This is a genomic window from Sorangiineae bacterium MSr11367 (assembly GCA_037157805.1).
GTDB classification, from domain to species: Bacteria; Myxococcota_A; Polyangia; order Polyangiales; family Polyangiaceae; genus Pendulispora; species Pendulispora rubella.
This window is the reverse complement of sequence record CP089983.1, coordinates 3091910-3115759: the sequence shown is the minus strand read 5'-3', so window position 1 is coordinate 3115759 and position 23850 is coordinate 3091910. Positions and strand designations below refer to the sequence as shown.

Annotated in this window: 18 protein-coding genes; 13 read left to right on the top strand and 5 right to left on the bottom strand. The window is 67.2% G+C overall.

Annotated elements, in window-relative coordinates; all coding sequences use genetic code 11:
- Positions 1-17: 17 nt before the first annotated feature.
- A complete protein-coding gene (gene icd, locus LVJ94_12500) occupies positions 18-1331 on the bottom strand; it encodes an NADP-dependent isocitrate dehydrogenase (protein WXB08049.1) in 1314 nt (437 codons plus the stop codon).
- A gap of 141 nt (positions 1332-1472) precedes the next feature.
- Between icd and LVJ94_12495 the strand changes: the two genes are divergently transcribed.
- From LVJ94_12495 to LVJ94_12450, 10 genes are all read left to right on the top strand, one after another.
- Positions 1473-5228 carry a hypothetical protein gene (locus LVJ94_12495; GenBank protein ID WXB08048.1) on the top strand — a complete coding sequence of 1252 codons (3756 nt, stop codon included), beginning with the start codon at positions 1473-1475 and terminating at the stop codon, positions 5226-5228.
- A complete protein-coding gene (locus tag LVJ94_12490; GenBank protein WXB08047.1) occupies positions 5225-9025 on the top strand; it encodes a hypothetical protein in 3801 nt (1266 codons plus the stop codon). The genes LVJ94_12495 and LVJ94_12490 overlap by 4 nt, the downstream gene beginning before the upstream one ends.
- A 76-nt stretch (positions 9026-9101) precedes the next feature.
- Positions 9102-9857, top strand: a complete 756-nt coding sequence (locus tag LVJ94_12485; GenBank protein WXB08046.1) for a YebC/PmpR family DNA-binding transcriptional regulator — start codon at positions 9102-9104, stop codon at positions 9855-9857.
- 2 nt (positions 9858-9859) lie between these two features.
- Positions 9860-10393 carry a crossover junction endodeoxyribonuclease RuvC gene (gene ruvC, locus LVJ94_12480; protein WXB08045.1) on the top strand — a complete coding sequence of 178 codons (534 nt, stop codon included), beginning with the start codon at positions 9860-9862 and terminating at the stop codon, positions 10391-10393.
- Between the two features lie 51 nt (positions 10394-10444).
- Positions 10445-11152: an outer membrane lipoprotein carrier protein LolA gene (locus LVJ94_12475; protein WXB08044.1), complete on the top strand. Its 708-nt coding sequence runs from the start codon at positions 10445-10447 to the stop codon at positions 11150-11152.
- Positions 11153-11703: 551 nt separating this feature from the next.
- Entirely contained in the window at positions 11704-12390 is a 687-nt protein-coding gene (locus tag LVJ94_12470) for a hypothetical protein (protein ID WXB08043.1), read from the top strand.
- On the top strand, positions 12344-13582 hold the full coding sequence (locus LVJ94_12465) for a site-specific DNA-methyltransferase (GenBank protein ID WXB08042.1): 1239 nt from the start codon (positions 12344-12346) through the stop codon (positions 13580-13582). The genes LVJ94_12470 and LVJ94_12465 overlap by 47 nt, the downstream gene beginning before the upstream one ends.
- Positions 13583-13599: 17 nt before the next feature.
- Entirely contained in the window at positions 13600-13914 is a 315-nt protein-coding gene (locus LVJ94_12460; protein ID WXB08041.1) for a (2Fe-2S)-binding protein, read from the top strand.
- A 226-nt stretch (positions 13915-14140) separates the two neighbouring features.
- Positions 14141-15199, top strand: a complete 1059-nt coding sequence (locus tag LVJ94_12455; GenBank protein ID WXB08040.1) for a phosphatase PAP2 family protein — start codon at positions 14141-14143, stop codon at positions 15197-15199.
- A 24-nt stretch (positions 15200-15223) separates the two neighbouring features.
- Positions 15224-15877, top strand: coding sequence for a hypothetical protein (locus tag LVJ94_12450; protein ID WXB08039.1), 654 nt, complete (start codon positions 15224-15226; stop codon positions 15875-15877).
- An 11-nt stretch (positions 15878-15888) separates the two neighbouring features.
- On the opposite strand, the gene LVJ94_12445 is transcribed toward LVJ94_12450, so the two are convergent.
- Positions 15889-16734, bottom strand: coding sequence for a lysophospholipase (locus tag LVJ94_12445; GenBank protein ID WXB08038.1), 846 nt, complete (start codon positions 16732-16734; stop codon positions 15889-15891).
- An 80-nt stretch (positions 16735-16814) separates the two neighbouring features.
- Between LVJ94_12445 and LVJ94_12440 the strand changes: the two genes are divergently transcribed.
- Positions 16815-17387, top strand: coding sequence for a DUF882 domain-containing protein (locus LVJ94_12440; protein WXB08037.1), 573 nt, complete (start codon positions 16815-16817; stop codon positions 17385-17387).
- 1 nt (position 17388) lies between these two features.
- Here the strand turns inward: LVJ94_12440 and LVJ94_12435 are convergent, their stop codons facing one another.
- Both LVJ94_12435 and LVJ94_12430 read right to left on the bottom strand, forming a co-directional pair.
- Complete coding sequence (locus LVJ94_12435) at positions 17389-18759, bottom strand: alginate export family protein (GenBank protein ID WXB08036.1); 1371 nt, start codon at positions 18757-18759, stop codon at positions 17389-17391.
- A 16-nt stretch (positions 18760-18775) separates the two neighbouring features.
- The gene (locus tag LVJ94_12430) at positions 18776-20122 is read right to left on the bottom strand and encodes an HD domain-containing protein (GenBank protein ID WXB08035.1); all 1347 of its coding nucleotides are present in this window, start codon (positions 20120-20122) and stop codon (positions 18776-18778) included.
- A 33-nt stretch (positions 20123-20155) separates the two neighbouring features.
- Between LVJ94_12430 and LVJ94_12425 the strand changes: the two genes are divergently transcribed.
- Both LVJ94_12425 and LVJ94_12420 read left to right on the top strand, forming a co-directional pair.
- Positions 20156-21358, top strand: a complete 1203-nt coding sequence (locus tag LVJ94_12425) for an acyl-CoA dehydrogenase family protein (GenBank protein ID WXB08034.1) — start codon at positions 20156-20158, stop codon at positions 21356-21358.
- 110 nt (positions 21359-21468) lie between these two features.
- The gene (locus LVJ94_12420) at positions 21469-22506 is read left to right on the top strand and encodes a M15 family metallopeptidase (protein ID WXB08033.1); all 1038 of its coding nucleotides are present in this window, start codon (positions 21469-21471) and stop codon (positions 22504-22506) included.
- 3 nt (positions 22507-22509) lie between these two features.
- Here the strand turns inward: LVJ94_12420 and LVJ94_12415 are convergent, their stop codons facing one another.
- Positions 22510-23763, bottom strand: coding sequence for an AgmX/PglI C-terminal domain-containing protein (locus LVJ94_12415; protein ID WXB08032.1), 1254 nt, complete (start codon positions 23761-23763; stop codon positions 22510-22512).
- Positions 23764-23850: the final 87 nt, after the last annotated feature.

Sequence of the window (23850 nt, the reverse complement as noted above, 5' to 3'; positions counted from 1 at the left end):
TGGAATCCCGCGAGCTCTCACATGTGCTCGATGATATTGTCGCCGAAAGCGCTGCACGCGATCTCGGTGGCGCCTTCCGTGAGACGCGCGAAATCATACGTCACGCGGCGGCTGCCGATGGCGCCATCCATGCCCTTGAGGACGAGGTCGGCCGCTTCGCTCCAGCCGAGGTGGCGGAGCATCATTTCGCCCGAGAGGATGACGCTGCCGGGGTTCACCTTGTCCAGATCGGCGTACTTGGGCGCCGTGCCGTGGGTGGCCTCGAAGATGGCGTGGCCGCTGACGTAATTGATGTTGCCGCCGGGCGCGATGCCGATGCCACCGACCTGCGCCGCGAGCGCGTCGGACAGGTAGTCGCCGTTCAAGTTCAACGTGGCGATGACGTCGAACTCCTTGGGGCGCGTGAGGACCTGCTGCAAGGTGATGTCCGCGATGGCGTCCTTGACGAGGATCTTGCCGCTCGCGAGGGCCGCCTTCTGCTCGGCGTTCGCGGCGTCTTCGCCCTTGGCTTCCTTGGTCTTCTCCCAGGTGGCCCAGGTGTAGACCTTGTCGCCGAATTCGCGATCGGCGAGGGCGTACCCCCACTTCATGAAGGCACCCTCGGTGAACTTCATGATGTTACCTTTGTGCACGAACGTGACGCTCTTGCGCTTGTTCTTGATGGCGTACTCGATGGCCGCGCGCGCGAGGCGCTCCGAGCCTTCGCGGCTGACCGGCTTGAGGCCGACGCCGGCGGTGGCCGGGAAGCGAACCTTCTTGTAGCTCGCCGGGAATTCCTTCTCGAAGAAGGCGAGGACCTTCTTGGCCTGCTCGCTCTCGGCCTCGAACTCGATGCCGGCGTAGATGTCTTCCGTGTTCTCGCGGAAGATGACCATGTCCACGTTCTCGGGGGCCTTCACCGGGCTGGGCACGCCCTTGAACCAGCGCACCGGACGGAGACACACGTACAGGTCGAGGAGCTGGCGCAGCTCGACGTTGAGCGAGCGGATGCCACCGCCGATCGGCGTGGTGAGCGGGCCTTTGATGCCCACGAGGTACTTACGGAAGGCTTCGACCGACTCCTGCGGGAGCCAGGTGTTGAACTTCGTGAAAGCCTTCTCACCCGCGTAAACCTCGTACCAAGCGATCTTGCGCTTTCCGCCGTACGCCTTCTCCACGGCGGCATCGAGCACGCGCACCGACGCGCGCCAGATGTCGCGCCCCGTTCCGTCGCCTTCGATGAACGGCAGAATCGGGTTGTTCGGCACGATGAGCTTGTGGTCGGCCCCCATGGTGATCGGCTCACCCTGGGAAGGAGGCGCAAAACGGGGAGAAGCGGTATCGGACGACATGGACTCTCCTTCTTTGACGTTATGTCTTGGGCTGGATGACTGACGTCGGGATGGGCCGAGCGCGTAGCATGCGGATAATCTCCGCTCAAGGCTCTCGTAGGGTCACTCCTATACTAAGGTGCATGGTGAAACCGAGGGTCGATGCGCTTTACTCCGATTAAGTGCCGCTATTTCCCTGTTCCGGCGGCGGTTTTCCTAGCAGCTGTTTCGCTGTCACCGGCGCCCGCCAAGGGGGCGGCCGACGCCAAGGACGTGGGCGCGCGATGGATCGCAGCCACCCCGGATCCGATGGCGAGCCAAGCTGTAGCGCGTGCCCTCGCGGCGAAAGGTCCCGCGGCCGAGCGGGAAGCGATCGCCGCCATGGCCATCTTGGTGAAGCTCGGAAGCCGCGCCTCGAATGGGCACGTGCGAACGCTGCTCGACGGGCTCGCGCGCAACACCACGTGGGCCGTGGGCGACGACGTGCGCGGGGAAGCTGCGCTGCTCGCGCGTTCCCTGGCGCCCGACGAGGGAACCGACGCGGGCATCCGCGCGGATCGGGCGGCTGGCATTTTGACCGACGTTTCGGTGCTCGGGCCCTTTCGGGACACGGGCGGCGGGCTCGATGCGCACGACGGACCGGAGGGGCCGGGCGGATCGTTTGCAGATACACGGACCAAGTATTCGTGGGGCGCCTTCGAGGTAGCTTGGCGCGCGGTACCACCGTCGTACGCGACGGCGTCGGGCGTGCCGCTCGATTTGTTCATTCATCCGCGCAAGGAAAGCTGCACCTGGGTGACGTCGCGCGTGCAGAGCGACAAGGCCGAGGTGCTGACCGTGCGCGTGGCATCGAGCGGGCAAGTGCGGCTGATGTTCGACGGGGCCGAGGTCGGACGAAGCGAAGACGTGCACGCGTCGGCGGTGTTCGATCGGCTGGCCGCGCGCGTGCAAGCGAGCGCGGGATCGCACGTGGTGGCCGCGAAGATCTGCAGTGGCGCGCTGGAGGACGATGGGCGGGTGCGCTTGCGGGTGACCCGCGAGGCTGCCGCAAAGGGGCCCGTGACGACCCCCCTCGGTAGGACGCTCGCGGCGAAAGACAGAGACCTGGACGCGATGCTCGACGCGGCGGTGGCGCGCACCTTCGGCGGGGCCGACGATTTGAAGAGCCCGCGCGCGCCGGGGCTGCTCGATGCGATCACGCGCGCGCCCAAGTTGGATGCGGACCGGCTCGCGCTGGCCGGTTGGATCGCGCCCTCGGGCTCGAACCGCAGCGGGTGGCTGCAGCGGGCCCTCGAACGGGCCGAGCAAAGCAACGACGAGGTGACGCGCGCATTCGTGCAGCGCCGGCAGGTGGCCGAGCATCTGCGGGCCAAAATGGCCGATTGGGCGATGGCCTCGCTGCGCGGGGCGAAGCTCGTGGAATCGCCGGACCCCGAGGCGGTGCTGCTGCGCGCCGAGACGTACGACGCCCTGGGCTCCGAGGCGCTGCGGCTCACGGCGATGGTCGAGGCGAAGAAGGCCGTCGATCGCGAGCCGGACAAGGTGCCGACGGCCTTGGTGGTGAAGCTTTTGTCGCTGACCTCGGGGCCCGATGCCGCGCGGGCGGCAAGCCTGGCGGCGCTGCTCGCCAAACGCGGATACGTGGGACAAGGCTACTTGAAGGCCGAGAGCCTGCGGGGCAGCAAGGCGGGGGTGGCGGCCGCGCAGTCCATTTTCGCGCGCGGGCTGGACGATCCCGACGATGGCGTGCGCATCGCGCGCGCGGTGTCGGCGCTGGGAGAGCACGAGGCATCGCGGGCGCTGTTCGCCCAATTGGTTGCCTGGGCACCAAATCGCTCCGAAGCGTGGGCGGGGCTCGCGGCGGAGATGGCGGCCGTCGAACCGAAGGCCAACGTCGTCGGGGCACTGCAGCGGGCGCGCGAGCTTTCTCCGGGCGATGCGAAGTACCGCGCCGAGTTGGCCCTGCGGCGCACGGGCACGAAGGAGGAGCGCGAGGCGGCGAGCGACGAGCGGTACATGGTGCCATCGCAAACCGTGCTCTCGCGCCGGCAAGGGGCACCCAAGGCGGGCGCGGTCCCCGACGTCGCCGATCGGCAGCTGTATTGGCTGCGCGCGGTGGTCACCCACGCGGACAAGCGCGTGTCGCAGTTGATTCAGTACGGGCGCGAGATCGTCATTGCGCCGCGCACGCAAGACGAGCTGTTCGAAGAGATCCCCGCCGAGGGCGATCTCACCGAGATCCTGCGTGCACGCGTGCACCGCAAAGACGGAGGCACGGCGTTCCCGGTGGAGGAGCACAACGAGGGCACGCGGCCGCGCATTCGCTGGCCCGAACTCGCCCCCGGCGACGTCATCGAGGTGGCGATCCGCACCTGGACCAGCCGCCCCATCGGCGGACGCGGAGATGCACCGTTCTACTTCCTCGACTACTCCGGTTCACCCTCGACGCACCCGCTGGCCTACAACGAGGTGGTCGTCGACACGTCGAAGGAGCACCCGATTTACCTCGACGTGGTGCAACCGAAATGGCTGAACGGCCTTCGCGACCGCTCCTGGGCTGGCCGGCGCGAGGAGCGCGACGAAAACGGGCGGCACGTCACGCGGCTCATTTGGCAAAACCCGATCATCGTCCCGGAGGAGCCGCTGGCGCCGGCGCTGAGCGAGACGGTGCCCTTGGTGGTGGGCTCGTCGTTCAAAGATTGGGACGCGTTCCGCAGTTGGTACCGCGAGGCGGTGCGCGGCTTCACGGAGCCGGACGACGAAGTGCGGCGCATCGCCGCGGAGCTCACCAAGGGCAAGACCTCACGCGAGGCGAAGCTGAAGGCGCTGTTCGACTTCGTGTCCGACGACATCCGCTACGTGAACTACGTGAGCGGCGAATGGTGGCTGCCGAACCGCCCGCAGCAGCTGCTCGCGCGGCGCGAAGGCGACTGCGACGACAAGGCAATTTTGCTCATCACCTTGCTGCGCTCCGTGGGCATCGAGGCGCAGGAGGTCATGGTGCAGACGCGGCAGACCGGGCAGCCATCGGTGGTGCGCGCGAAGAACGCGGCGGTGCCGATGTTCGACCATGGCATCGCGCTTTTGCCGGGCCCGAACGGCGGACGTTACCTCGATGCCACGAGCCCGCAGTCGCGTCTCGGGCCGATCCCGGCGATGGATGCGCGCGCGGTGGCGTTGCGCATGGACAGCGGACCCGCGGAAATCGTGGAGCTTCCTTCGAGCTCGCCGGACGACCACGGCGCCGACGTGAATTGGACCATCACCTTGCACCCCGATGGGTCGGGCGACTTGCTCGGCGAGGAGAAGCACGTCGGGGACGGCGCGTTCTGGTTGCGCACGTACCTGACGCAGGCGGATGCGCGCTCGCAGTACGTCGAGAACAGCTTGGTCGCAGGCTGGTTTCCGACGGTGCAGGTGGACAACAAGGTGGACTTCGACGGCGAGCGCCCGAACGGCGAAGCGTGGGTGCGCTACCGCGCGCACTCCGACGGACTCGCGCGGCACGAGCCGAACGAGCTCGTGGTGCCTCTCTCGCCGAGCATGACGCTTTCGTCGAACCTGGCACCGCTGGTGAAGCGCACCTTGCCGGTGTGGCTGCCTTCGCATCTGGCGCCGAGCCGGCAGCGGCGCACGATCAAAATCGTGGCTCCGCCGGGGTTCACGTGGGGTGAGCTGCCGCTGGGCGGCAAGGTGAACGGCGGCGACTTCGGCAGCGCGTCGCTCGAGATTGGCAAAGATCCGCGCGACCCGCGGGCGGTGCTCATTCGGCGCACCGTGGTGTTCGACAAGAGCCAAATACCGGTGGAGCAATACGAAGCGTGGCGGTCGTTCCTTTTGCAGACGGATGCGTTGATGCACAAGAGTGTGCGCCTCACCGAGCCGCCTCATCTCGATACGAAGGCGGTGGCAAAATGAGGGCGCTGGCATGGTTGGCGGTGCTGCCGATGCTGGCGACGGCGTGCGCGGGGAAGACGCCGCAGGCGCAAACGCCGGTGAGCGATCGCAGTGCGATCTCGAAGGTGGTGAACGCCACCCGCGAGGAGGCGTTGGGGGATCCCAACCGCGCGAAGCGGATGCACCTCGACGCGCTGGAGGGCCTGCCCCCGGCGACGGACCCATGGCACCCGATCCTGGTGCAAGCGTCGCTGGACGCGTTGGTGGCGCGGCGTATCTCCGCCCTGCAGGAGCTCACCGAGGACGCGGGGCTCGTGTACCGCACGCACGAGGCCAAGGATCCCGTGGCCGAGCGGCTGCCGCGCATCTACGAGAAGATCGCCGGACCGTTCGGCAAAGGCCTGGTGGCGCGCGCCCTGGAAGACATGGCGGTGCACGACGGCGATTGGGAGACCGCCGAGCGATGGCGCGCGCGAAGCGGCTGCGCGCGGGAGGCCACCGTGGTGGGACCTTTGGCGTGGGCGTCGATCACCGGCGTACGGGAAAAGGATCCCCTGGAGGCCTTCGACGCGCCACTCGCGGCGCGCTACGAGCCGGTGGGGCCGTTCGCGGTGCCCCCGGCACCGATTGCGGTGCGCGGGCACGGGTGCAACATCGATCTGTCGGCACCGAGCACGGACCGCGGCGTGCGCGATGTGGTGGTGGACTTGAAGGTGCCCGCAGCTGGGACCATCGGCGTGGCCCTGCGCGCGTCGAGTGCGGCCACGTTGCGCGTGGGCGGCAAGCTCGTGATCGAGCGGCCCTACGAGCTGGGCGACAACGCCGTGGTCCGCATGGCGTACGTGAAGGTGGAACGCGGCACGGTGCGGGTGGTGGCCCGCATCGGCACGACGGAGGACAACGAGACCGTCGAAATCGACGCCTGGGATGCCTCGGGCCAGCCGCTCGCCGCACACGCTCCGTCGGCGGGCGAGCGCGCAACGGCACGGGCCCTCGAGGGAGAGATGATCCCCTACCCCGCGGCACGAACGGCGGAGGAGAAAGTGGCGCTCGCGCTCGGCGCGATGGGGGCCAACGACGGGCGCACCGCCGAACGGGTTCTCTCCGAGAACGCGCGGGCCGGAGCGGCCACGCCCGAGACCTTGCTGGTCTACGCGCGCGCCGTGGATACCGCCCTGGATCTGCCGCCGGTGTACCGCTCGGAGCGCGCGCGGGCGGCGTACGAACGGCTGCTCGAGGCATGGCCGGGCGCATGGGAGGCGGTGCTTTCCCACGCGGTGCTCGCCGGCGTGCGGCGCGGTCAGGGCGAGGCGCGCATCGAGACGTTGCGCGATCTGGATGCCCACCGCGGCAAGGTCGGCCCGGCGGGTGCCGCAGTGCTGGACGCGTTCGACGCGGCCGAGAGCGCACGCGATGCTCTGTTCGACCGGGCGCGGACGGCGCTGGATCGGGCCGCGAAGCCGCTCGAGGGCACGGCGCTTCTGCATGAAGCGAAGCGTGTGGCCATCGAGCGCGGCCCCGTGGAGCGCGTTCGCTTCGCGTGCGGCGAGGCCCCGCCGAACGATCGCGCGGGCCTCATGTGCTACGACGCCCTGCGCGCCACCGGCGACGCGAAGGGTGCCGCGGTGGAGTTGGAGCGACTGCGCCGGCTTTTCGGCGCGCCGGACGTCTACCTCACGCTCTCCCTGCGCGATGCCCTCATCGCCGGCGACCGCGGCGCAGCACAATCCGCGTACGAGGCCATGCTGCCCGGCGAGCGCACCCTGCACGGGCTGACCAGCACACGCGCGCTGGAGAACTCGTGGCGCACGGGCTCGTGGCCCATTCCGAGCGTCGCGCTGGACAAGAAGCTGGTGCGCGATCTCCTGGCGCTCGCGCCGGACGCACGCGATGCCCCCTTCGGTGTCGCGCCGCTCTTGCTCGCGGCCGGAGAGGATCCCTTCGCGCCCTTCGCCGGCGTGGCCGAACGCGCCGTGGCCACCGACCGCGCGCAGCCCATCATGGCCCACGCGGCCACCGTCGTGTTGGCCCACGACGAGCGCTACGACATCGATCCACGCGGCCTGTTGCACTACCGCATGCTCGACGTGCGGCGCGTGAGCGGCACCACCGACGTGGAGTCCAACGCGCAAGCCGCCCCCGCGGCCATTTCGGGCAAGACGTCGGGCCGCGTGCTCCGGCGGCGCATTTTCAAGAAGGACGGACGCATCCTCGAGCCGGACGCCACCCCCAACGCCGCGCAGTCCCACGCCGATCTCGCGCAGCTCGAGCAAGGCGACACGGTGGAGGCCATCTACGAGGGCTGGGCGCTCCCCAGCGAGACCGGCGACATCGGCATCGACACACCGGACCTTCTGCCCGAGCGCACGGCCATCGCGAACGCATCCATCGAGATCCGCCTGCCCAAGGCGCTGAAGGTCGCGATGTGGAGCCACCCCCTCCTGGGCAAGGCCGCGCAGACCGCCGAAGGCGATCGCAAGACGCTGCGGTGGTCGCTCAAGGACCGCGCCGGACGCCGCCAGGAAGACGGCACGCCGAAGATGGACCGCAACGTCGCCGTGAGCCTCTCCACGACGTCGTGGGGTGAGGTTGCCCGCGCCCTGCGCGAGACGCTCGCCTCGTTCGACGAGCACGATCCCGAGGTCACCGCCTGGGCGCGCGAGGCCTCCAAAGGCAAGACTGCGTCGCGCGAGCTCGTGACCGCGGTGGTGGAGGCTGCGGGCACGACGGTGCGCGAAGCCTCGCAGGGCGTGCTCAGTGACTTCGGGGTGGGCGGCACGCAAGGTCCCCAGCAGAACACCGCCCGCACCATCCTCACGGAGCACGAGGGAAGCCGCACGTGGCTCATCGTGCGCGCGCTGCGCGAGCTGGGTGTCCCGGCCCGCATCGCCATCGCCGAGGAAGAGCCCTACAGCGCCGACCCGAATTTCCCGCCCGAGTTCGGGCGCTTCCTGCATCCGCTGGCCGTGGCCCGCGTGCCCGATGGAATGGGCGCCTTCGAGGACGTGTGGATCGATGCCGACGTTCCCGGCCCGCCCCTCCCCGCCGGGCGCATCTCGCCGGAGCTGCGCGGGCGCATGATGCTCGACCAAGACGGAAAAATGGTGGCCATCTCCGCGACCTCCGCGGGCCAGGGTGCGGCTTCGGCCGAGAGTGAACGCGACGAGGTCGACGTGCGCCTCGTGCTCGACGACAGGGGCGACGCCAAGGGCACTTTCCGCGCGACCCTGCGCGGGCGCGCGGCGCAGGACATCGCGGAGGCGCTGGTGCGGGTCGTCGGCGTGGAACGCCAGCGCGCGCTGCGCAACGTCGTCCTCGCGTGGGTGCCGTTTGCGAGCGTCGACGATGTCGCACTGTCGTCGACGGAGGGAAGCTGGCAGGTATCGCTGCGCGCGGACATCCGCGTCGGTGGCTACGCGCAGGTGGAGGGCGCCAAGCGCTCGTGGGTGCTTCCCGGCGTGGCCCCGATCCACGTGGTGTTCCCGCGTGCCTTCGTGACGACCCTCGGTTCGGCTTATGCCAGCGTGGGTGCACGGGAGGATGCACTGGCGATCAATCGGGCGATGCAGTACCACGCGCATTGGCGCATCGAATTGCCCAAAAGCGCGAAGGTGCTGGTGAAACCGGCTCCGTTCGAGCTGAAAACGGGCCCCCTCGACGCGCAGCGTCGGGTTTCGGTGGAAGGAACCGCCCTGGAAGACGATTTCGTCCTTTCCATCGCGACCTCGACCATTTCCAAAGGCCAATACGGGGCCTTCGTTGCGAACGCGCACCGCACGGACGACGCGTTTCTGGCCAGCACCCGGATTGCGCCGTAGCGCCTTGGTCCTGTAGGGTGTGTGTTCCCTACCCGTCCAGGCGGCGGCTCAGGGCGGCGATCAGAAAGAGGACATCATGAGCGGCCATTCCAAGTGGGCCACCATCAAGCACAAGAAGGGCGCACTCGACGCCAAGCGCGGGAAGCTTTTCACCAAGCTCATTAAAGAGCTAACCGTCGCAGCCCGCATGGGTGGCGGCGATCCGGGCGGCAACCCCCGCCTGCGAAAAGCGATTTCCGACGCCAAAGGGCAGTCGATGCCGAACGACACGATCAGCCGCGCCGTCAAACGCGGCACCGGCGAGATCGAGGGCGCGGCCTACGAAGAGGTTCTTTACGAAGGAACGGGCCCTGGCGGCACGCTGTTCCTCGTCGAGGGCATGACCGACAACCGCAATCGCACCGTCGCCGAGATCCGCAAGATCTTCGAGAAGAACAACGGCGTTCTGGGTGGCGGCGGCACGGCCGGGTGGGCGTTCGAGCGCAAAGGCGTGATCCAGATCGCCAAGCCCGACGCCAACGAGGATCAATTGATGGAGGTCGCCGTCGGCGCAGGCGCCGAGGATTACTCCGATCAGGGCGAAGAGTGGCACGTGACCACGCCGCCCGAGGCGCTGCACGGTGTGGTCGACTCCGTGGAGAAAGCCAAGATCACCGTCAAAGGCTCGCAGCTGTCGTACTTGCCCAAGACGAAGAAGCCCATCTCCGGCCGCGATGCCGAGGTGGCGCTCAACCTGGCCGAGGCACTCGACGACCACGACGACGTGCAGAACGTCTACGCGGACTTCGACGTCTCCGACGAAGAGCTGGCCCGCATCGCCAACGAAGCGTGAAAATGAGTACACCGGCAGGGTGCAGTCGCCTGCCGGCGCTGCAAAGCGTCCTCGGCATCGATCCGGGGACGCGGCGGCTCGGATGGGGCGTCGTCACCCGGAATGGTTCGCGGCTCGTGCATGTTGCGCACGGTGTGATTGCCCCGGGCGACTCGATGCCACTGCCCGATCGCCTCGTCGTGATCGAGCGCGAGTTGAACGAGGTGGTCGGCGCCCATCGCGTGCAGTGTGCAAGCATCGAGACGCTGTTCTTTCACAAAGATGCCCAGGCCGCTGCGAAGCTGGGCCACGCGCGCGGCGTCGCGATGCTGGTCTGCGCGCGCGCAGGGCTCGAGCTGGCCGAGTACGCGCCCGCCCGGGTGAAGCGCACGCTGACTGGCCGCGGGGCGGCGGACAAGGCCCAGGTGGCCCAGATGGTCCGTGCATTCCTCGGGCTTCCGGCCGCGCCCGCAAGCGACGCCGCGGACGCGCTTGCGCTCGCCGTTACGCACTTGCAAAACGCCCTGGCCAATGCCCACCTGAAGGCCGTGAAATGAATCCGCTGCGCCACGCGGCCGTCCAATCGCTCAATGGGAGCTCGTTTTAGGATGCGTCACCTTCGTTCATTCGCCCCCGCCACGCTCGTTTCCGTTCTCGCACTGGCTTCGCTCGCCGTCGTTCCGTCGGCAAGCCACGCGCAGCCCGCCGCCGCCGCAGCGGCGACGCCGCCGGTGGATCAAGCCGTCACCAAGGTGCAAGCCTTCTACGAGAAGACGACCTCGTTCAAGGCGGGCTTCACCCAGGAATTCTTCGTGAAGGCCTACAACCAGCGCAAGAACTCGCGCGGCAAGGTGACCTTCGCGAAGCCGGGCAAGATGGAGTGGGTCTACGACGAGCCCAAAGACAACAAGGTGGTCTCCGACGGCGCCACACTCCGCGTGTACGAAGCCTCGAACAAGCAGATGTTCGAGACGCCGGTCGACAAGAACCAAGGAAACTACGCCGTCGCCCTCTCATTCCTCACCGGCCAAGGCAAGCTCACCGATCATTTCACCTTCGAAATCGCCGGCGGCGACAAGATGGCCTTCCCCGGCGGCTACGTCCTCGTCGGCACCCCCAAGGTCCCGCAACCGGCCTACACGAAGGTCTTCTTCTACGTCGACGCCGCCTCGTCCCAAGTCCGCCGCGTCATGGTCCTCGACGGGCAGGGCAATCGCAATCGGTTCGATTTCGAGAATCCGCGCATCAACGAACCGGTCACCGAGGGCCAGTTCAAGTTCACGCCCCCTGCGGGGACCACCGTTGTGAAGCCTTAGGGCTCGCGCCCCTGACCTCTGCCTCTGCCTCGATCTCATACTCTGACTCGCACTCGCACTCGCGACAAAGCCCTGTGAGTACGGCGACCAGTTCGTCGGCGATGGGTAGGCAGGCATCGAATGCGCTTGGTTCGCAGTCTGCGGAGACGACGGCGATTTCGACTGCGGCTGCCGCCTCCATGGCTTCTCCGCGGGCGATTGCGAAAACCCGAGCGCGGTCTGCGGTCGAAACGCGCCCTGCGGCTTCGGCGATGTTCAATGCCGCGCTCTTGGCGGCACGCATCGCCTGATCGCGCAGCTTTCCGTCCCGAATCTGGGCGTTTCTTACGGCCGTGAGGAGATCTAACGCGAGTTGGTAGGCACGTAGTCTGTGATGGGGCAATTGGGAGCGCCCGGCCCGTCGTTCGGTCATACCGATCTTATCGGCCGAAGTGCGAGTGCGAGTGCGAGTGCGAGTATGAGGTTGAGGTTTGAGGCGGAGATCGAGGTTAAAGGGGGTTCAGCTCTGCCAGTAGCCCGCGGGGGCGCTGTGCTGTAGGGTGCGCGGCGCGATGGATGTCGGTGCGGAGGCGGCGGCGGAGTTGATGAAGCATCGGCCGTGTCCGCACTGTGGGGCGCGGGCGCGGATGGAGGAGGACTCCGAGCTGCGGTGGGTTTGCGGCGTTTGTGGTGGGCCGCGGGTGCCCGTGGAAGATGAAGCTGCGCACTCGGACCGCGAGCGGGAGGAGCTCGTCAAGGCGGGGCGGGCCAAGAAGATGGCGTTCACGTACCGCATCGCGAGCATTGGGCTGTCGCTCATGGGGGCGTTGCTGGCGGCGCTCGGCGTTGCGCTCGGTGCGGTGAGTGTCGCGGTGGGCGCGGTTCTCTTGGTGGCCGCGGTCGCCGGGATCGTCATGGGGATCGTCTACGGGCGGCGGGCGCACGGCAAGCGTGAGGAAGCCAAGAAGAGCACGTTCGAGGCATGGGAGAGCGTCGCGGAGGCTCTGCTCAAGGTGCGCGGGAGCGAAGCGACGGCGGAGCAGATTGCGCGGGAGATGCGGACCACGGTGGCCGACGTCGAGCGCATGATGTCCTTTCTCTCGGTGGACAACCGCGTGCGCATCGTCGTCAAAGATACGGAGCTGGTCTATACGACCGAAGCCGAAGCCGCGGCCATCGAGGCCCAGGCCATCATGGAAAGCGAGGAAGAGGATGTCGACGCCACGCATACGGCGGGCGCTGACGCACGTCGGCGGTAAAATCGAAACCGGCGGGGACCGAAAGGCCGCTGCACTCCTCGCGGCGGCCCTCGACGTGCCCAGCAACGAGGGCGACGACAGCGACCCCTCACGTGCCCACGTGCACGGCTTCCATGCGTACCCCGCGCGGATGCATCCCCTCACGGCGCGTCGCCTCGTCGAGCAGCTCGCCGCACCGGGCAAACGCGTGCTCGATCCGTTTTGCGGCTCCGGCACCGTGCTCATCGAAGCGCGGCTCGCGGGGCGGGAATCGGCGGGCACCGATCTGAACCCGCTCGCGATCAAACTCGCGCGGCGCAAGATCGCGCCCCTCTCGCCCGACGACGGCGCGCGCATCCTCGCGGCCTCGCAAACGATTCGGCAGAAGGCCGACGAACGCCGCATCGCACGCGCCGGGGCCACGCGGAGGCTCGCCGATCGCGACGTGGCGCTCTTCCCGCCGCACGTGCTCCTCGAACTCGACAGCCTGCGCGCCGGCATCGAAGCGCTCACCGCACCTGCCGACGCCATCGCGAAGGACGCGCTCTACCTCGTCCTCTCGTCCCTCTTCATCAAGGTCAGTCAAAAGAAGAGCGACACCTCGGAGGACGCCGCCCCGCGCCGCATCGCCGCGGGTTACACCGCGAAGCTCTTCTTCCGCAAAACCGAGGAGCTCGTGGCGCGCCTCGGCGAATACGCCAAGCTATTGCCCGCCACCGCGCCACGGACGCGCGTCGAGCTGGACGATGCCACCAAGCTCGCCACCGTCGAAACGGCGAGCATCGATGCCGTCGTCACGTCGCCTCCGTATGCGAACACGTACGACTACCTCGCGCACCATGCCGTGCGACTGCGCTGGCTCGGCCTCGACGAGCGGCTTCTGGAGCACGGGGAGCTCGGCGCCAAGCGGCGCTATGCGAAGATGCACCCCGATGCCGCCGAGGAAGCTTGGATCGAGGAACTCGCCGCGTTTCTTCGCGCCGCTTCGCGCGTGATGAAAGCGGGCGCGCCGTTGGTCATGCTCATTGGCGATTCTGCCATTGGTGCGCGTGCGCTGCGCGCCGACCAGCTCGTCGCGCGCGCCGCCGAGCGAACGAGGCTCGTTCCACTCGCGCGCGCCACGCAGCGAAGACCGCATTTTCACGGCCCGACGGCAAAGGCTTTTTCAGAAATTCCGCGTGGGGAGCATGCGCTCATGTTGCAAAGATCGTAAGCTTCGCGCGCTCTGCCATGCCTATCGTGATTTTCGAAGCCCTCGACAACAGCGACCCCGTTCGAATCGACGCGCCCGATGGCGGCGCCATCGCGGATCTCTGTGATGAAACCGATGCGCCCGTCCCCTTCTCGTGTCGGAGCGCCAACTGCGGCACCTGCCGCATCCACGTCCTCGAAGGGGCCGAGCTTCTTCTCGCTGCGGAAGACGAAGAACTCGACGTGCTGGATATCTTCGCCGTGGCGCCTCCCGCACAACGTCTCGCCTGCCAGGCGAAGATGCTTGCAGGTGCAGGTACCGTCCGCATTCGGGCCGTCGCCGACGACGAATAGCGTACGGCTTCCGTCACAGCGCGTACGCACCGCGTATCCATTTTCGCGGCTGTTTTGGTGTTTCCTACGTTGACGGGTCGCGCACATGCGCCATAGCGTCGGACAAGCTTCTCCCACGGATGGGCACGCCAAGTCCTCGAATCTTGGTCAGAAACCTGCATCCGTCCCGTCACCTCGAAGACACACCTCGGCTGTCCCGCCGGGGGCTGAGCCGACTGAATCGCCAATGACCCAGCAGTATCTCGACAAATCACTGTCCCGCGCTGACGCCACCGAGCTCTCGGAGGGTCGCAATGTACTCGCGGTCTTTGGCTCCCGGTTGGTGCGCAACCTGGCCGTCCAAGATTGGCTCGTGCTCGCCTACTTCACGGTGTTGCTCCTTGCCTTGGTGTTCGGCAGTGGCCCCGGGCGTGTGCGATGCATCGAGCACGTCCTCATCGACGTTGGGCTGGTGGGTCTCGGACTCGCGCTCTCGCGCGGCGGGCTCCTCCCGCACGGCAGCTTGGGCAACACCATCGTGTACCGCACCACCATGTTCGGCGCGGTGTTCCTCACGTACTTCCAGCTCCGCGACATCTTGCCCGCGGTCACGCAGCACGCCGTGGATGCCAACATCCTCGCGTTCGATCTTCGCGTCTTCGGGGTCGAGCCGTCGCTCGCGTGGGATCAGTACGTTACGCCCGCCACCACCGAGTGGTTCGCGTTCTTCTATTTCAGCTACTTCGCCATTCTCATCGTGCACGTCATTCCGTTCTTGCTCGCCGTGAAGAACGACAAGCTGATCACCCAGTTCGGGCTGGGCATCTGCGTCGTGTTCTGCACCGCCCACACGATGTACATGGTGGTGCCGGGCTACGGGCCGTACGCGCACATGGCGGGGCAGTTCAAGCACCAGCTGTCGGGCGGCCTGTTCTGGGGCCTGGTGCGCGAGGCCGTCGAAGCAGGCGGCGCGCAGAAGGACATTTTCCCGAGCCTCCACACGGCGGCGCCCACGTTCTTGGCCATCTTCTCGTACCGGCATCGGAAGCTGCTTCCGTTCAAGTACACGTGGCCCATCGTTGGATTTTTCGCCGTGCAGATCATCGGCGCGACCATGTTTCTGCGCTGGCACTACCTGATCGATATTTTCGCGGGCATCACGCTGGCCAGCTTCGCCAACTTCGTAGCGGCGAAGGTTCCGGCCTGGGAGTCCGCCCGGCGCGCGCGCCGTGGCCTGCCGCCGGTGTTCTCGCCGATTCAGTTCCGCGCCGCGGCTTCCACTGCAGAGTTGGCCGCGAAGGACTGAGTTTTTAGGCTATACATCGCATCGATGATGATGCGATGGGAACGTGCGCTCGGCGCCTTGGGCGGAACGGTGTTGGTGGCTGCGGGCGCGATCGAGCTCGCGGCGTGTTCGGAGGGCGGCACCGGGTTTCCCACGAAGCACGATGCAACCGCGAACCTGACGGACGCCGGGCTCGATGCCGCACCGGGCGACGATGGGGGCGGAAGCTCGGACGCGGGGACCGATGCACCGGTGGACTGTGGAGCGCCGTTGACGTTGCAGCCGTCGCCCGACGCGGGCGCGCTCTGTCCCTTCATGGCGGGGAGCACCAAGCGCAACTGCGCCCTGAGTGAGCATTGCTGCGTCTACCCCGTGGTGACGCCCAATGTGCCGTCGACGTGCAATGCCGCAGGCACCCCGTGCGAGGCGTTGGTGGACGCGGGCGGGGCCGACTTCGAGTGCGACGAGAAAGCGGACTGCGTCGATCCGAGCAAACCGACGTGCTGCCTGCAAGGGACCGCGACGGTCAATGCCGCGTGCAGCAACGGCTTCGTGTCGGGCATCAAGCGAACGTATTGCAGCGCCGACCCCACGTGCGGCGGCGGCTCCGCGATCTGCGGCACCAACGCCGAATGCGAGGGCGGCACCTGTGCGCCGGTCACCACGAAGACGAAGACGATTGGCGTCTGTACGCGCTAGAGAGCTGGACGCTACTTCACGCGTGCCAGGATCCAGTCGGACATGGTGTCGGCGATGTCGCGCCAGGCGAGCTCGTTGAGCACCTCGTGGAAGAGGCCCTCACGCGGATCCCAGGTCTTGTCGGCAGAGCGCACGGTGTCGAACCACTTCTTGCCGCCGTCGAACTTGGCGACGGGATCGGCCGCGCCGAAGACCATGTAGAGCGGCAAGGTGAACTCGGCGGCCTGCGTGAACACGCGGGCCTGAGCCTTCTGCGTCTCGCGGAACCAGCGAGCGCGGGCCAACGGGAAGACCAGCGGATCGTCGTCGTAGCTGCGCGCGCGCGCGGTGTCGTGCGTCAGGTCCTTGCCCTGCAAGCCCGAGGGAAGCCCCAGCTTGGGCACGATGCGCGAGGCGATGCGCCCGAGCGCGAGCTTGGCGCGGGGCACGTGAAGCGCGAGGTCGAAATAGGGAGCGCTCAGCAGAACGCCGCGCCACGTGCGCGCCGACTGAAGAACGCTGTGGGCGGCGACCAGGCCACCGAAGCTGTGCCCCATGAGGAAGAGCGGAACACCGGCCGCGCGATCGCTCAGCACACGTGCGAGCTCACCCGCGTCGGAGAGAAACTCCGTGAAGCGCCCGCAGTGACCCCGCGTGCCCTTGGCGCGACCGTGGCCGCGCATGTCGATGGCCACGCTGCCGACGCCGCGCTCGGCCCAAGCGTCCATCACGTGCGTGTAGCGCGCCGCGTGGTCGGCATAGCCGTGCAAAATGCCTACGGCCGCACGGGCACGCTTCGGCATGGCCGAAACGAAATACAAATCGGGTCCGTCTTCTCGTCGGTGCGTGATCGGGCCTTCGTCGCGCGCGATGGTCATGGCTCTTCTTTTGTAACATCGTAAACTCGACGAGTGTGAGAGGCGCTACGGGTGTTTGCGTCACCCTCCTCGCGGGGGTCGTGTCGAGTACGGTTGCGGCACCATTGGCCGCCGACGCCTCCGTGCCCCATTCCATGGGCCTCGCCAGCAAAAAGGCGACGCCGGTCCTCGACGACGGCCGCTCCCCGCCCGACCTTCCCCTCTTCGGGACACTGGTCCAAGTTCACACGAACGAGCGCGTGGCCTTCGATGCCACCGCGCCATCGCAGGAGCGCTTTTCCAAGCTTCTCGCGGATCGGGTGACCGGGTCGAGCATTCTGCTCGATGCACGCCTGCTCGAGCTATTGCGCACCCTGATTGCGCGCTATCCAGGGGCCCGGGTCGAGCTGGTAAGCGGCTTTCGCAGCCCCAAACTGAACGAAATGCTGCGAAAAAAAGGGCATCACGTGGCGTCCCACAGCCAGCACTCGCTGGGGCACGCGTGCGACTTTCGCATCGTGCCCGTTGGGACCGAGCGCCCGCTCGCGCCAGCCTTCGTGGAGCGGCAGATCCGCGACACGGGCTGGGACGGCGGCGTGGGCATTTACCCCACGCAAAAAGACTGGTTCGTCCACGCCGACGTCGGGCCGAACCGGCGCTGGGTGAGCAAGTAAGTCACGGTATGGTCAGCGTCGCCTGCGCGTAGCCGAAGTGCGCAACCGCCGCCGGCGCATACGCGGCCGCTCGGATGGTGCGCGCCCCGTCGCCCAGGATGAAGGCCGAGTAGCCCGCCCGCAGCTCGAGCGAAGGCCATGGGAGCCACGTGAGGAAGACGTCACCTTCCTGCCCCAACTCCGTCTTGTCGTTCGACGGTACGCGGCCGATGGTGCCGAGCGGCGCGGTGATCCAGTCGCCCGAGGCCTCCATCAGGCGCGCGTAGCGGTACTCGAGGCCGAACACACCGTCGGTCCACGGCACGAGGGTCAGACGCGCATGCAGCTCGGCAGCGTTGGACCACGCGAAGATGTCCATCGCCCCATGGTTCGTGTACACGTCGGGCAAGAGCGGATCGAACTGCGTGTACTTGCCCTGCCCATCGTCGCCAGAGGCAAACGAACCACCGACGCGCAACGTCGGCGTGAGCACCACGTTGTCGAAGGTGCGCCCCACGTACGCCGCCGCGGCATATGCCGCGCGATCGACGCCCAGCGCGCGCGCCGTGCCGAATTGGTACGCGCCCTCGATGGCATATTTGAAACCGCGCCCTTCGCCGAAGATGCGCAGATCGCCGGTGTACGCCTCGCCGTAAAGGCGCGACATGTCGAAGCGCGAGCCGGTGGGCACGGTGCGGGCGATGCGCGCGAGGCCCGAGAGCTCCACGCGCAGCAGAGGATCGAGCGCCCAGGCGATCTGCAGGCCATAGAGCTGCGTGCCCGTGGAGGTGCCGAGAAAGTCGGTCTGCCCAAAGGTGGGGCTCGCCGGCTGCGGCTGCTCGAGCATCGCCGCGAAGGCCTCGACGTCGAACGCGCCCGAGGCCACGTGCCCGCGCACCGCATCGAGCGAGCGCGCCACGGGGTGCCAATCGGCACTGCCGAGCAGCCGGCCATCGCCCCACGCAATGGCCTGCCGCCCGATGCGCAAGTACGCCGGCCGCGCGCTCGACGTGCGCGCCTCGGCGTAGGCCTCGAACGGCGCGAAGAACCGCGCCTGCCCGTTGGGGCTCGAGCCCCACGCGCGAGAATCCTGCAGCGTGATCTGCGCGTGCAGCGGCCCGCGGTCGGCTCCAAGGCCGAGCCGGGACCGTTCGAACACGAGCGCGGCATCCTCCACCCGGCGCACCGAGCCATCGGCGTTGCGGCCGCCCATGTCCACGGGATCGCGCCGGTACTCGCCCCGGGTGCGAAGCTGCAGGCTGGGCGTGAAGGTCCAATCGCCGATGGCGAACGTCTCCGGCGCAGGCGCGGCGGATTGCGCGAACGCGCGCGATTCGCCGAACGCGGCGAGCGAGAGAAGAGCCCCGAACACTGCCAGCGAGCGTCGATTCATGGTCCCGCGGCGCATCCTAGTCCTTCGCGAGCTCTTGCGCGCGGGCGAGAAGTGCACTGCGTTCGTTCAGCGCCGGTTCGGCGAGGACCTCCTCGAGCAGCTGCGTCAGAATGCGCCCCAGAATGGGCCCCGGCTTGAGACCGAGATCGCGCATCAGATCGTGCCCGTTGATCTTCAGCTCGCGCACGCTGAGGGCGTCGCCCGCGTCGATCACCTTTTGCACGTGGACCTTGAGGGCCTCGAGGCCGCGCAGCTCGTCCGCGACGTCCCTGCCCTTCCCGCGCAGATCAGCCTCGTTGAGTCGGTAGAGATCCTCCACCCGCTCGCGACCGACCCGGCGGATCCACCGGCGCACCGTGGAGTCGTTCCATTCGTCCGTGTAGTGAAAGAGGTGGTGGCGCACCAAATCGACGATGCGAGCGCGCTCGTCGTTGGAGAACTTCATGCGCGTCAGGATCGGGTCCGCGATCTCGGCGCCGATGCGCTCGTGATCGTAAAACGTGTAGTCCTGCGTCTTGTCGCTGAAGGCGCGCGAACGCGGCTTGCCCACGTCGTGAAGGAGCGCGGCGACGCGGAGCACGGCGTCGCCCTGGCAGGCGTCCATGCACTCCATGCCGTGGCGCCACACATCGTATTCGTGCCAGCGATTCTGCTCCATGCCGTAGCCCTCGAGCAGCTCGGGACAGGTGACGCCCAGAATGCCGGTCTCGCGCATCACGTCGAACGCGCGCGACGGCTTCTTCGCCTTCATGGCCTTGAGCCACTCGTCGCGCACACGCTCCATGCTCACCTTGCGGTACGTATCGAGCGTGGGTGCGATGGCCGCACGGGTGGCCGGCTCGAGATCGACCTCCAACGTCGCCACGAAACGCGCCGCGCGCAGCACGCGCAGGCCGTCCTCCGAGAAGCGCTCGCGCGGATCGCCCACGGCGCGCAGGACGCGCGCATCGAGGTCCTTTTGGCCGTCGAACGGATCGATGAGCGTGCCCGTCTCCGGATCGAGCGCAATGGCGTTGATGGTGAAGTCGCGCCGGGCCAAGTCGGCCACGATGTCGCTGGTGAAGTGGACCTCGTCGGGGTGGCGGCCGTCGGAATAGGTGGTCTCACCGCGGAGGGTGGTGATCTCGTAGCCGGTGCCCTGGACCATCACGGTGACCGTCCCATGGGCGATGCCGGTCGGAATGGCCCGCGGGAAGATCTTCATCAGCTCTTCCGGCAGTGCGTCGGTGCAGAGGTCCCAATCGGAGACGTTGCGGCCGAGCAAGAGATCACGCACGCACCCGCCCACGATCCACGCGCGCTTGCCGCGCTCGCGGAGGCGCCCGGCGAGCCCTTCGACTTCCTTGGGGATGCGATGCAACATGGTGGTACTTCTACCAAAAAGGCGGACCATACGATGCTCGACTTTTCCGAAGAGGAACGGACGATCCAGACCGCGATTCGAACGTATTGCGCCCAGCAAATCGAGCCCAAGGTGCTCGCCATGGAGGCTGGCGAAGCGAGCGTCTACCCGGTCATGCGCGATATGGCGAACACCTTCGGCCTGCCCGACATGGCCCGCGCGATGGTCGCGGGCGGCGGCAAACGCGAAGAAAACGACACGGAAAAGGGACCGAGCGCGAAAGGCCTGGGCATCAACACGGCGGTCATGTCGATCCTGATGATGGAGCTCGCCCGCGTCTGTCCCGGTTTCGCCCTGGCCTTCGGCGCATCGCTGGGCCTTTTCGGCGGCGCGGTCATGGCACGCGGCACGAGGGAGCAGAAAGAGCGCTGGGCACTGCCGGTGTTCACCATGGAAAAAATCGGGGCGTGGGGCCTGACGGAGCCATCCGCGGGCAGCGACGCGTTCGGCTCGATGAAGACGCGCGCGCGCAAGGTCCCGGGCGGCTACCGCCTGCACGGGAGCAAGACGTTCATCACCAATGCACCGTTTGCGGACTATTTCGTCATTTATGCGCGGCTCGAGCACGCGGAGGGCGCTGGCGCCGTGCGCTCCTTCATCGTCGAGCGCTCGGACGAAGGGCTCACCACCGGACCGCCCATGAAGAAGATGGGCATGCACGCCTCCCCCACCGGCGAAATCTTCCTCGACGACGTCTTCGTTCCGGCCGAACGCGTCATCGGTCGTGACGATACCTCCGACGCGCGCCAGGCCGCCCGCAGCTCCCTTCAGCAAGAGCGTTTCGCCATGATTCCCATGCTCTTCGGCATCGTGGATCGCTGCCTCGAGGAGTGCGTTCGCTTCGCCAAATCGCGCGAGCAATGGGGAAATGCGATTGCCTCCTTCCAGCTCGTGCAAGAGAAGATTGCGCGCATCTACACGGCGCGCACAGTCATGCATGCGCTGTGGATGCGCCAGATCGAGGCCGAGCGCAAAGGCGTGCACCTCCCCGCGCGCGAGGCCAGCGCCGCCAAGCTGTATGCCGCCCGGGCCACGACCGAGTGCGCGCTGGAGGCGGTGCAGATCTTCGGGGGCTCCGGCTATATGACGGGCAGCGTCGTCGAAATGATGGCGCGTGACGCAAAGCTCTTTCAAATTGGCGGCGGCACCGACGAGATTCAAATCTTGCGCATCGCGCGGGAACTTCTCGAGCCGTGATGCGTGGATCACTTCACCACCAGGGGCGAATTCCCGAGAAGGCGCGAAGCACAAGTTTCGGCGCAAACCGACCTGGGCAAAAAGGCACGCCATCTGCACGATGTGAGGCCATGGCTAGCCAACGCTTTTCCATTTTCGTTGCGACTGCGCTTCTCGTAGGCGTGGGCTGTTCGTCCGCGGATTCCGAATCACGGGACGTGGGCAGTAACGGCGTGCAGCAAGATCCCCTGGCCGGTGGGACCGTCGGCCAGGCGGTGCAAAACAGTTGTGAGACGAGCAGCGTTCGCGGATTGAGCGTGCAAATCATCGCCGAGGGGAACTGTTTGAAGCCAGGGGCCTACACGGTCGTCCCCAAGGCCGGCAAGGTCACGTTCGGCTCCAACGTATTTGCCAATATGCAGAAGCCTGGACGCGATCAATTGGTGGCCGCGCTGAATGCCAATCCGAGCAAGGCCATGGGCATCAACTCGATGCTTCGGACGGTAGCGCAACAGTATTTGCTTTATTCATGGTACCAAGCCGGGCGCTGTGGAATCGGTTTGGCGGCAACGCCGGGGAATAGCAACCATGAAACCGGATTGGCCTTCGACACGAGCCAATACGATGCGTGGAAGAGCATCCTGAAGGCACGCGGCTTTCGATGGCTCGGGAGCAGCGATCCCGTGCACTTCGATTACGTGGGCTCCGGGGCGAAGGATTACAAGGGGCTCGACGTTCAGGCGTTTCAGCGACTTTGGAACCGGAACAACCCGGGCGACAAGATTGACGAAGACGGCCTCTGGGGACCCAACACGAGCGCGCGCATGAAGAAGTCGCCCGCGGATGGATTTGCAAAAGGCGCTACGTGTGCGGCCGCTGCCGATGAATCCGAAATGGCGGCGCTGGATGAACGGGATACGGGCGGCGCGGTGACGGGCGGCCATGGGATTCTCTTCGACGACGGCCAGCTCCACGATGACCATGGCCACGAAGTGCTCGCCGGTTGGCTTTCCGCCCCCAACGACGTGCAGCCGGCCAAATCGGCCACGGCATGCGACGCCTGCATCGAATCGATATGTGCGGTCGATGCCGCATGCTGCGACGACCTTGCATGGAACGCCACGTGCGCGGCGCACGCCGAGTCACGCTGCAAGGAAACGTGCTTCTAAAGATTAGTGCCCCTGGCGCACGAACTTCACGGGGATTTGAACCGCACTGCCCGTGCCGCCCGGGGCCGTGAATTGTGCATTGCGCACGACACGCTGGATGCAGGCGATGACATCGCTCGACAGGCCGGTGGCGCGTGACGGCTCCGCCTCGAGCACCTCCCCGTTGGGTGCCACCTTTGCGACGATGGTGACCGCGCCGGCCATCTCCGGATCGGTGTTCAATCCGCGTTGGTAGCACCCGCGAAACCGCGGTCGCAGGGACAGAACGACCCGCTCGGCGTCGGCCACGGGTGCGGACCAGGTGGGCGGGTCGATGTGTGCTTCGCCGAGCGATGGGCCTTTGGTCTCGGTCGCGTGACCTGCACCATCGCGGTCGCCGATGCGGCGATTGCCAATGGCGGCAAGATCGTTGCGCCCTGCGCCGGGGCGAACGACGGGGTTGCCCGCGACGTGAATCTCATCGCCGGTGACGGCAGCCCCCGACTTCGCGGCCGGCGTCAGGTCGATCGTCGGGAGCTCGCCTCGGTCCAAGGCCTTCTGCACGGCGGGACCGGTGCGGAATGCACCGATCATCTGCAGGCGCATCGCTTCCGCACTCTCGGCCAGCGCGGCACCGTCGTCGCGGGGCGCAGGAGCGCCATGAGCACCTTTTGCGGCGGCGGACTTGGCCGCGGCGCTCTTTGGGACGTCGTCGGGCGCGACCTGTGTGGGCTCGGCCGGCGTTTCGGTCACCGGTTGCGGAATGCTCGGCGATGGATCGACGAGGCGCACGACGACGCCCTCGTCGACCGCGGGATCCATCCAATCCGAGCAGAGCGCCCCCACCAGACCGAAGTGCAGCAGAAAGCTAAACGCCGCGAGAATCGTCAGGTCCCAATCGATCTGACGCAGGATGCCGCCTTTGACCGAGAGCGGGAGCTGCGGGCGTGGCTGCGGAGGCGGCCTTAGGATGAATTGAAAGAGAAACGTCGTGCCGTCGCAAACGATGCGTCCGCGGGCATCGTCGGGCAGGCGAAGCCGCCGCGCATCGCCGGCTTGGGCAGCGAGGCTGCGCAAGGCATCCAGATCATGAATCACGGTGTCGAACGCGATGCGCGCGTCCACCGCGTGCTCGAGGTCCACGTGGTAATGACGGCCCACGCGCTCGAAGGGTGCCATGGCGCCGGTGAGCAGGAGTCGCTCCTCGAGGATGCGCCCGTGGCGCACCACGCCGATCCGCATCACCTTGGGGCCCCTTGGCGTAGGAACCGCGCGCATGGCGGCCGTCATCCGCCCCGGACGATTCGCTTCCGAGCCCGTACTTCGCTCCGTATGGACGTGCGCCATCCGCTGGTTTCCCTCGCT